General features: G+C 43.1%; 11 protein-coding genes and 1 pseudogene. 6 read left to right on the top strand and 6 right to left on the bottom strand.

Annotation, left to right across the window (positions count from 1 at the left end):
- Nucleotides 1-875: tetratricopeptide repeat protein (locus tag F6J94_RS25435; RefSeq protein ID WP_293045237.1), on the top strand; the 875-nt coding region annotated here is incomplete at its 5' end.
- Nucleotides 876-932: 57 nt separating this feature from the next.
- Here F6J94_RS25435 and F6J94_RS25430 read toward each other — a convergent pair.
- Nucleotides 933-1,112 (bottom strand): ssl1498 family light-harvesting-like protein, encoded by a 180-nt coding sequence (locus tag F6J94_RS25430; RefSeq protein WP_293028487.1) that lies wholly within the window; start codon nucleotides 1,110-1,112, stop codon nucleotides 933-935.
- Between the two features lie 130 nt (nucleotides 1,113-1,242).
- On the opposite strand from F6J94_RS25430, the gene F6J94_RS25425 reads away from it, so the two are divergent.
- On the top strand, nucleotides 1,243-1,365 hold the full coding sequence (locus F6J94_RS25425) for a hypothetical protein (RefSeq protein WP_293028490.1): 123 nt from the start codon (nucleotides 1,243-1,245) through the stop codon (nucleotides 1,363-1,365).
- A 31-nt stretch (nucleotides 1,366-1,396) separates the two neighbouring features.
- Here F6J94_RS25425 and F6J94_RS34425 read toward each other — a convergent pair whose 3' ends face one another.
- The 3 genes and pseudogenes from F6J94_RS34425 to F6J94_RS25415 all read right to left on the bottom strand — a co-directional run bounded on the left by F6J94_RS34425 (nucleotide 1,397) and on the right by F6J94_RS25415 (nucleotide 4,203).
- Nucleotides 1,397-2,170 carry a thiazole synthase gene (locus F6J94_RS34425; protein WP_367142269.1) on the bottom strand — a complete coding sequence of 258 codons (774 nt, stop codon included), beginning with the start codon at nucleotides 2,168-2,170 and terminating at the stop codon, nucleotides 1,397-1,399.
- A 219-nt stretch (nucleotides 2,171-2,389) separates the two neighbouring features.
- Nucleotides 2,390-3,427 (bottom strand): annotated as a pseudogene (gene thiO, locus F6J94_RS34420) (glycine oxidase ThiO); the annotation flags it as partial.
- A 326-nt stretch (nucleotides 3,428-3,753) separates the two neighbouring features.
- A complete protein-coding gene (locus F6J94_RS25415) occupies nucleotides 3,754-4,203 on the bottom strand; it encodes a hypothetical protein (RefSeq protein ID WP_293045234.1) in 450 nt (149 codons plus the stop codon).
- Between the two features lie 1,137 nt (nucleotides 4,204-5,340).
- Here F6J94_RS25415 and F6J94_RS25410 point away from each other — a divergent pair.
- Entirely contained in the window at nucleotides 5,341-6,210 is an 870-nt protein-coding gene (locus F6J94_RS25410; protein ID WP_293045232.1) for an EamA family transporter, read from the top strand.
- Nucleotides 6,211-6,474: 264 nt separating this feature from the next.
- Entirely contained in the window at nucleotides 6,475-6,729 is a 255-nt protein-coding gene (locus tag F6J94_RS25405) for a hypothetical protein (RefSeq protein WP_293045230.1), read from the top strand.
- Between the two features lie 183 nt (nucleotides 6,730-6,912).
- Here F6J94_RS25405 and F6J94_RS25400 read toward each other — a convergent pair whose 3' ends face one another.
- Nucleotides 6,913-7,128 (bottom strand): hypothetical protein, encoded by a 216-nt coding sequence (locus F6J94_RS25400; protein WP_293045228.1) that lies wholly within the window; start codon nucleotides 7,126-7,128, stop codon nucleotides 6,913-6,915.
- An 89-nt stretch (nucleotides 7,129-7,217) separates the two neighbouring features.
- Here F6J94_RS25400 and F6J94_RS25395 point away from each other — a divergent pair, with 89 nt between their 5' ends.
- Both F6J94_RS25395 and F6J94_RS25390 read left to right on the top strand, forming a co-directional pair.
- Nucleotides 7,218-7,628, top strand: coding sequence for an element excision factor XisH family protein (locus F6J94_RS25395; RefSeq protein ID WP_293045226.1), 411 nt, complete (start codon nucleotides 7,218-7,220; stop codon nucleotides 7,626-7,628).
- Nucleotides 7,619-7,975, top strand: coding sequence for a XisI protein (locus F6J94_RS25390; protein WP_293028519.1), 357 nt, complete (start codon nucleotides 7,619-7,621; stop codon nucleotides 7,973-7,975). The genes F6J94_RS25395 and F6J94_RS25390 overlap by 10 nt, the downstream gene beginning before the upstream one ends.
- Nucleotides 7,976-8,124: 149 nt before the next feature.
- On the opposite strand, the gene F6J94_RS25385 is transcribed toward F6J94_RS25390, so the two are convergent.
- A complete protein-coding gene (locus tag F6J94_RS25385; RefSeq protein ID WP_293028523.1) occupies nucleotides 8,125-8,454 on the bottom strand; it encodes a helix-turn-helix domain-containing protein in 330 nt (109 codons plus the stop codon).
- Between the last annotated feature and the right edge of the window lie 93 nt (nucleotides 8,455-8,547).

Below are 8,547 nucleotides of genomic sequence, written 5' to 3'. Positions count from 1 at the left end.
ATAATCAAGAGCCGACCTCTGAGAAAGAGCCAACTAATACTCAAGCCCAACCTGCCGAAGAGCCACCAGCTAATACTCAAGCCCAACCTTCCCAAGAAAAACCGGCTGATTCTGAAGCCAAACCTTCCCAGCCAGCCAATTCTGAAAAACCCACTGTTGAGAAAGACCCTTTTAATACGGAATTGCCTGTGAGGACTATACCCCGAATGAGTGCTGTGGAATTCTACAACCGGGGCGTGGATCAACTAGATAATGGTAATTATCGAGAGGCAATGGCAGATTTCAAACAGGCTTTGCAGCTGGAACCCTATGACCCTGATATCAACTACAATCTTGGCTACGTCCACCACATTCAGGGGAATTATCAAGAAGCGATTGATAACTACACTGCTGCTATCAAGATTAAAACCGACTATGGTGAAGCCTATAGCAACCGTGGCTATGCCTATTTTGTGCAAAAGAAGTACATCGAAGCGATCGCTGATTTTTCCAAGGCTATTACTCTGACACCCGATAATGATACGGTTTATCTCAGTCGAGGTAATGCCTACTCTGAAATAGAGAACTATTTCCAAGCAATTGCCGATTACGATCGAGCTGTGTCGATTAATCCTAAAAATGCTATGGCTTACTACCAGCGTGGTTTAACTCGTAGTAATCTCAAACAGTATCAAGCTGCTGTAGCTGATTACACAGAAACTCTAAAAATTGAACCCACTTTTGCCGATGCGTTTTATAAACGGGGTCTAGCAAGCCTTGACCTCAATAAGGTTGAGGAAGCGATTCAGGATTTCAAAAAAGCGGCTGATTTATTCCAAGAACAAGGCAGAACTGAAAATTACCAAGAAGCGATGGAAGCCATCAAAAAGCTTTAATGGCGACCGGACGCTTGAACTGAATTGGCTTTTCAACAGCTTTCTTCTGTGCAGTACCTAGCTCACACCAGAGGCTGAAAAAGCCACAAAGATCAAGCCACTTACTAAAATCAGAGCTGTTACACCCAAGATCAGGTAGTTGCGCTTTTCTGCTGCAGTGGGTGGCTCTGCCTGGTACACTTTTGGCTCTTTAGCAAAATTGTTCAAACGTCCGCCGTCTTCTACTGTATATGGCATTGATTACAACCTTTTTTTACTTTATATATATAAATGTAACAAAGAATGTAACAAAAATTGGTATAAATACTCTTCAGTTTTCCTGATCAGCTTGATTTGTTAATCTAAACTATTAATCCAGTCCTAGACCTTGACAAATTATTTGATATATGTATTTATAGCAGTTCTCAGAATCATCAGGTACACAGGTTTTTTTACTACTCCCTACTCCCTACTCCCTACTCCCTACTCCCGCGCAACCCCAAGGGCGTAGTACCTCACCTAATTGAGAACTGCTATATCAGCTAGCTAATGGTACCAGTGAGGGGTGAGCTAGCACTAGCATAGTTTTTAACTGGAATACGACCAGCTAGGTAAGCCAGACGACCAGCTTCGGTGGCCATTCCCATGGCTTTTGCCATCATGACAGGATTACCTGCTAATGCGATCGCACTATTAATCAATAAAGCATCTGCCCCTAACTCCATGGCATAGGTGGCTTCACTGGGGCTACCTATGCCAGCATCTACCACCACCGGAACTCCAGCTTCCTCAATGATGATTTCAATATTGGCAGCATTCTTGATGCCCTGTCCCGAACCAATGGGTGAACCCAAAGGCATCACCGTCGCACATCCTACCTCTTCTAGGCGTTTGGCTAATAAGGGATCCGCATTAATATAGGGCAAAACGGCAAACCCTTCTTTTACCAGTTGCTCTGCTGCCTCTAGAGTACCAATGGGGTCAGGGAGTAAATACTTAGGATCAGGAATCACTTCCAGTTTCACAAAATTATTGTCTTCTTGACCCAATAGCTTCGCCATTTCCCGACCAAGCCGTGCCACTCGCACCGCTTCTTCCGCCGTTTTACAGCCTGCGGTATTGGGTAACATCCACAGTTTCGTCCAATCCAGGGATTCCGCTAGCCCTTCGTGTCCTGGTGCTTTAGTTTGTACCCGACGCACGGCCACCGTTACAATTTCACTGCCACTAGCCGCAATACTTTTAGCCATTACCTGTTGAGAGTCATACTTACCTGTGCCAGTCATCAGACGAGACCGAAAGGTTTTTCCCGCAATGGTTAGTAAATCCGGTGGTTCCGTCCCATTGTCAGAGTGAGAGTCCCGGACCGTAGCAGAATTATAGTGCAGCACTGGTGTTGAGGAGGAGTTACTAGATACACTGAGATGATGACTAAGATTAGGACTAAGATTAGGAATGCTTTGATTTGAGGCTGGTTGATGGTAAGGTCGGTCGTATCGAAATTGATCTAACAATGGGTCAGACTTTTGCTTCTCAATCAGGTCAGCCAGCAACAAAGCGGTCACCGGAGCCAGCAAAATACCGTAGCGATAGTGACCAGTAGCCAAGCTCAGGTTTTGGCATGGACTAGTGCCAAGAATTGGTAATTGGTCAGGTGTGGTTGGTCGAAATCCCCACCAACACTCATGAATCGAGCAGTGTTGAATTTCCGGATATAGCCGGATAGCTGATTTTAACAAACGGTTAATTCCAGCAGTAGTGTTGTCAGGCTGCCAACCTACATCCTCTACTGTTGCACCAATCAAAATTCGTCCATCTCGACGGGGGACTAGATAAACCTCAGAGCTGAATAACACTCGCTGTAGTGGCAAGGGGTGTTGATAATTTTTAGTGGCTTTTACTGACAGCATCTGACCTTTTTTTGGAGCCACTGGCAAGGGCAATAGTTGATTAGACCAGGCTCCAGTTGCTAGGACATAATGGTCTGCATGGAGTTCCCCTGCGGAGGTTCTAATCCCAGAGACTAAGCGATTGTGTTGCTGAATTGCCTCCACAGCTATGCCTTCACGTAGGTCTACTCCCCATTCTTGGGCAGCCAGTCGCAGGGCTTTACTGAGTGCTTGGGGGACCACCTGAGCATCTTCTGGGTACCACCAACCACCAACCACTTCTGAGCTTAAACCTGATTGATAGCAATGAATCGTATCTTTATCTAACCAGTCAGCAACTCCGGTTTTGTTGCTGACCTGCTGTTGCTGATTTCCTGGTGCCCCTTCATAGACCGGTGCTAAAAAGCCACAGGGCCAATAGCCCGTTGCCACACCAGTCATCTGTTCCAGTTTGGTACACCATTGAGGATACAGTGAGTGGGACCACAGGCCCAAATCTAGCATGGGACCGATGGGGAGCGCTTCTGAGAAGGGTGCCAACATTCCCGCTGCAGCTAGGGTGGCACCTTCTTGGAAATTGCGGGTGACAACAGTTACTGTTGCCCCACGCCGCTTCAGTTCTACAGCGATCGCTAAACCGATAATGCCACCGCCAATAATCAGAATGTCACTTGCTGCTTTCATAGGTTAAGGAGAGTGGAGACTAGGGATTGGGGAAAGTATCAAGGATGAAGTATCAAGGATGAACTATTAAGTATGAAGTATCAATGATGAACTATTAAGTATGAAGTGGGAAGTGGGAAGTGTAACTCGTAGGTTGTGGATAACGTTTTTAGTCAACCTTAAGTCCGATAAACCCATTTCTTCCTTCAACCTTTATTGTTCATGCTTTCTACTTCAACCTTTATTTTTCATCCTTTATTTTTCATCCTTTCTCCTTTTCACCCATCCCCTAATCCCCAATCCCTAATCTCTTCCCCAACCTTTTAAACAACTACAGGTGCTGCCCTTTACCATAGAGCTGGTATGGGGTCATTATCTTCGTATACTACTGTACCAGAACTTCCTGTAGTTGCTGAGCTTGCTGTACTCGCTGGAGCACTAGACTCACTGATCACGGTAGTTCCTTGAGCAACAGTATCCTCCTCTGGCTCGGCAAAGGTATTAGTTGTATTTGCCTGTGCTTGTTCGAACGGTTGCTCTGGTTGAATACTCAGTGCTTCCCCTTCTGTAATTGATGGGTCTTCTGACACTTCTGGATCAGTTGGTGTTGCCTCATCCTGGTTCCTACCCAGATTAAAGAAGGGAATGTTAAAGCGAGAAGCCTTTTGTTCCTCAGGTTCAGGAAGTGGTTCTACTTGATTTGCACTCTGGGGAGCCTCTTCGATTTGGCGACCCTTACAAGCACTAACTGCTCCTAGGAGAGCAACCAGGACTAATAATTTGGTAGTTAACCTCATATATTTGTTCATACTCTGATTCGATATCAAGAATTGTGTTTGCATGACTTAATACCTGTGTGTCGAAGTAGGGAATTTACAGATGTGCCCTTTTCGGTGAACACACCCGCCCATAATATACCAGTTGAGTTCTCCGGAGGTCACTATAAAATAAAATTGTTCATTGTCTTGATGCAAAGGGCGAGTGGGGGTTTCCCCCTTTGGCCGACTACATCGCTTTGACCCTATCCCCTTTACCCATCTAGCTGCTCCAACCCTCCACCATTAGTTAAGCACTAGTTAACCATTGCTAAATGTGCCTTAGCTTACATTCTGTTAGGACTGATGGGGATATAGGGTTAACAAATGATGATTTAAAAGCTAACTGCGTCAGTGCGATCGCTAACGTAAGCATTCAGCTATCAGCTATCAGCTGATGGGTTATGGGTTATGGGAAAGCTAAACCTAACAGCTTTTGAATAAAAAAGGTAACCATTCGAATAATGCTGAGTTACGTCATAGCGTCGAAGGCTGTGCCACGCTGTTCCCGTAGCGTGGCCAACGGCCAAGGGCTTTTCCCCAGACTTGAAATTTTTTTTAAGCTGAACGCGCACGCGTGAGCTTTTAGCTGACGGCTGACGGCTGACGGCTGAATGCTTAATCGCTAACTGCTTCTGCTGATATGCAGTTAACTGTTTTAGTAACTGTTTTAGTTAACTTATCTACTTTTCTAGGGTTGCTTAGTGACGGGTAACAGTCAACAGTCAACAGTCAACAGTCAACAGTTAACCACCCGGAATTTAACTATAGCTTAACTTATGCCTTAACTTATGTCTTAAGCTAGGCTAGTTAAGTCTGTCATTCTCGGTAGCATGTCACCTTTGTAATTATGTACATAGATCCCCCCTAGCCCCCCTTAAATAAGGGGGGAATTAGATTCACAATTAACCCTTTTTAAGGGGGAATTAGATTCACAATTAACCCTTTTTAAGGGGGAATTAGATTCACAATTAACCCTTTTTAAGGGGGAATTAGATTCACAATTAACCCTTTTTAAGGGGGATAATGGGGGATCTGAATCAGGGATTAACAAAATTGACATGCTCCCGTCATTCACTCATTATCTCTATTCTGACTAAACTACACGTTAGCACTACTATGCTTTGGTTGATATTCGCTAGTCTAACAGCTCTTTTTGCTTCTGGCAAGGATTTGACCAGTAAGAGAGGGCTCAAAAATGTTGATGCTTACATTGTTTCTTGGGCGTTATTCTTTTTTTCTTTGCCGGTTTTACTCCCCCTCCTTTTTGTTATTGAAATTCCCGAACTAGGCCGAGATTTTGGCTTAGCATTAATGGTAGGAGGGTCTCTGAATGTGGTGGCCATGAGCTTGTATATCCAAGCATTGAGTCGCTCTGACTTATCCATTACCGTTCCCTTTGTGACCTTTACCCCGTTATTTTTATTAGTGACATCCCCAATCATTGTTGGAGAATATCCTACCCCCTTAGATATGGTAGGGATTATGATGATTGTACTTGGGTCTTATAGCTTGAATTTGAAAGAAAAAAGAAACGGTTACCTCGCCCCTTTTAAAGGGCTACTGAAGCAACGAGGTCCTAAGTTAATGTTAACCGCAGCTGTAATTTTTAGTATTACGGCCAACGTTGATAAGGTGGGGGTAGAAAATTCTTCACCAATATTTTGGGCAATTGCACTGCATACCTTTATTGCTACAGGGATGGGATTTATTATGCTGTATAAATCAAGAGGTAAATTAAACCAAATTCCAAAATACTTACTGTCTATAGTTCCTATTGGTTTCTTTCAGGCTGGAGCAATTTTGTGCCAAATGACAGCTCTCGAAATGACCTTTGTTAGCCACGTGATTGCTGTTAAACGCATGAGTGCTTTAATTAGTGTAATCTTAGGATGTCTAATTTTTAAAGAACCGGGAATTCAGGAAAGAGCAACTGGAGCAGCAATTATGGTATTGGGAGTTTTACTGATTAGTTTATCGGGACATTAGGATTGGGTTTTAGGGAAAAGGGAGCAGGGACTTCGGAGCAGATGTAGGGTGGGCAGTGCCGATTAAATCTATTACAACCTGATATTATCCGTCTGAACCACTGCCCACCCTACGATTAATTTATTCCCGATTCCCGATTCCCGATTCCCGATTCCCGATTCCCGATTCCTTATTTATTAATAAAAAAAAATTCCCAAACCCCTTGACAATTAGTAAATAAATTAATATATTAATATTATACCTAGTTCAAACACGGAACTCCAAATGACTAACAACATTAATCCCAACTCAGATGACAATCTCAACAATCCTAATTCCCCAGAAAACTCTGGTGACCAATGCCGTAAGTGCAAAAAAGCCAAGCACGTCTTGGTCGGTACTCCTGAACAGGTTCGCAATACCATTAATGCGGTGTATGCCCTTAAGTATGCACACCCGGACGAATGGAGCACTCCGGAGCCTACCGGAAAACCTGGTCAGGTGATGACGTTTTTCATTCGATACTTTTATGTAGACTAGGATAGGAATTTGCCAGGGATTTTCATCCCTGGCCCACAGGAATCGTGAGGGTTATGTTGCGAAAATTGTTTTGTGAAGCAGGATGAAGCAGTATGAGTTGGGATGTTGTTGGTTTCCAGTAGTTGCTGAGTAATTCAACAACAATGTAATAGTCGATTTGGAGTTGTTATCATATAAGTACAGCTAAAGCTGTTCTTGTGGCATATTCAAAACTTGAATGCGGTCAAGAATTGGGTTTAACCAAACTTGACCGATTTTTTTTAGGAAGTCGGGAATCGGGAGTCGGTAGGCCAAATATAGCAATTCTGTTTCCCATGAGGTACAAAGGGATTCGTATAATATACAATACAATGTAGTGCCATCTAAATAGTCTGATATGTCTGAAGGAGTGCAAGACAAGTGCGAATCAGCAGGGAGAGACTGCAATATCCCTAGGTTTATTAAATTAACGTAGACGGGGTTAAACGATCTATGCTGAAAAGGTTGATATGGTTAAAGATCGGTTTCATTTTGTTGTTAGAACTGCTTTAGAAAAAGACAACTGGACGATTACGGCAGACCCTTACGAAATTAGGATCGATGATGTCTATTTTGATATTGATTTAGGAGCGGAAAAACTATTAGCAGCAGAACGAAAAAATCATAAAATTGCTGTTGAAGTCAAAAGTTTTATCAGCCCATCCAAGGTTTCGGACTTTCATATGGCATTGGGGCAATTCCTCAACTACCGAGATGCACTGGCAAGGATGGAAGCCAATCGCCAGCTTTATTTGGCTGTGCGAGAGCCAATTTATGAGAGTTTTTTCCAGCGATGCTTCATCATGGCAGCAGTTGATCGTTATCAGATTAGATTACTAATTTATGATGTGAAACAGGAGGTAATTGTTCAATGGCTGTAGAGCAATATCGCCAGTATATTCGACATCTTCTTTCCGAACGTGCTCAACGGGCTTCACGGCAAACAATTGCACCAGAGTACGAGGTTCAGACTGTCTTTGATACAGAGCAGGATCACTACCAACTGCTCTATGTTGGTTGGCGTGGCAATAAACGTGATTTTGGCTGTATTTTACATGTTGATATCAAGGGTGGAAAAATTTGGATTCAGCATGACGGCACCGAAGAAGGACTTGCCAACCGATTAGTGGAAATGGGAGTTCCAAAACAGGATATTATTTTAGCTTTTCATGAACCTGAAGTACGCCAGTATACTGGTTTTGGTATAGGTGAAGGGATTGTTAATTAATCTAATCGTAAGCATATGCGCTACGCGCACGCTACTTGAGGTGCTATCAGCTGTCAGCTGTCAGCTAATGCGCTACGCGCTTGACCGATTTTTTTTAGGGAGTCGGGAGTCGGGAGCCCAACAGTCACTTACCCCTTCAACGGTTACATTCAAGCATAAGATTGACGGATTACTTGTATCTTCCCACTAGATACAGTTTCGGGTTTTGGACTGACGCTAATTTCAATAGTTTGACCTAATGCTACCAAAAAAAATAATAGCTTTTCCAAGGAAAACCCTTGCAAGCGACCATTTTTTAAATCCATGAATTGAGGAGGCTCAATTTTTAAAATCATAGCTACATCTGAATCAGTCAGTTGTCTTTCATCAATCAGATCGTAAATGAGTGAAGCTAGTTTAACCTTAGCCAACTTTTCTTCAGCATTAATAAATCCTAAATCTGCAAAAATGTTACCTGAGCTTACAGTATAATCTGGCATTATTTTATCCTTGGTGCTATTAATCTTGTTGTTTAGCAATATCTTGTGCTTGTTTTAGGCGTTCTTTAATTAAATTCATAGTCTGCTTTGGAA

Origin of the sequence: Moorena sp. SIO1F2 (assembly GCF_010672755.1) — a bacterium.
Classification (GTDB): Bacteria; Cyanobacteriota; Cyanobacteriia; order Cyanobacteriales; family Coleofasciculaceae; genus Moorena.
Note: the sequence above shows the minus strand (reverse complement) of the source record. Positions and strands in the feature narration are given on the sequence as shown.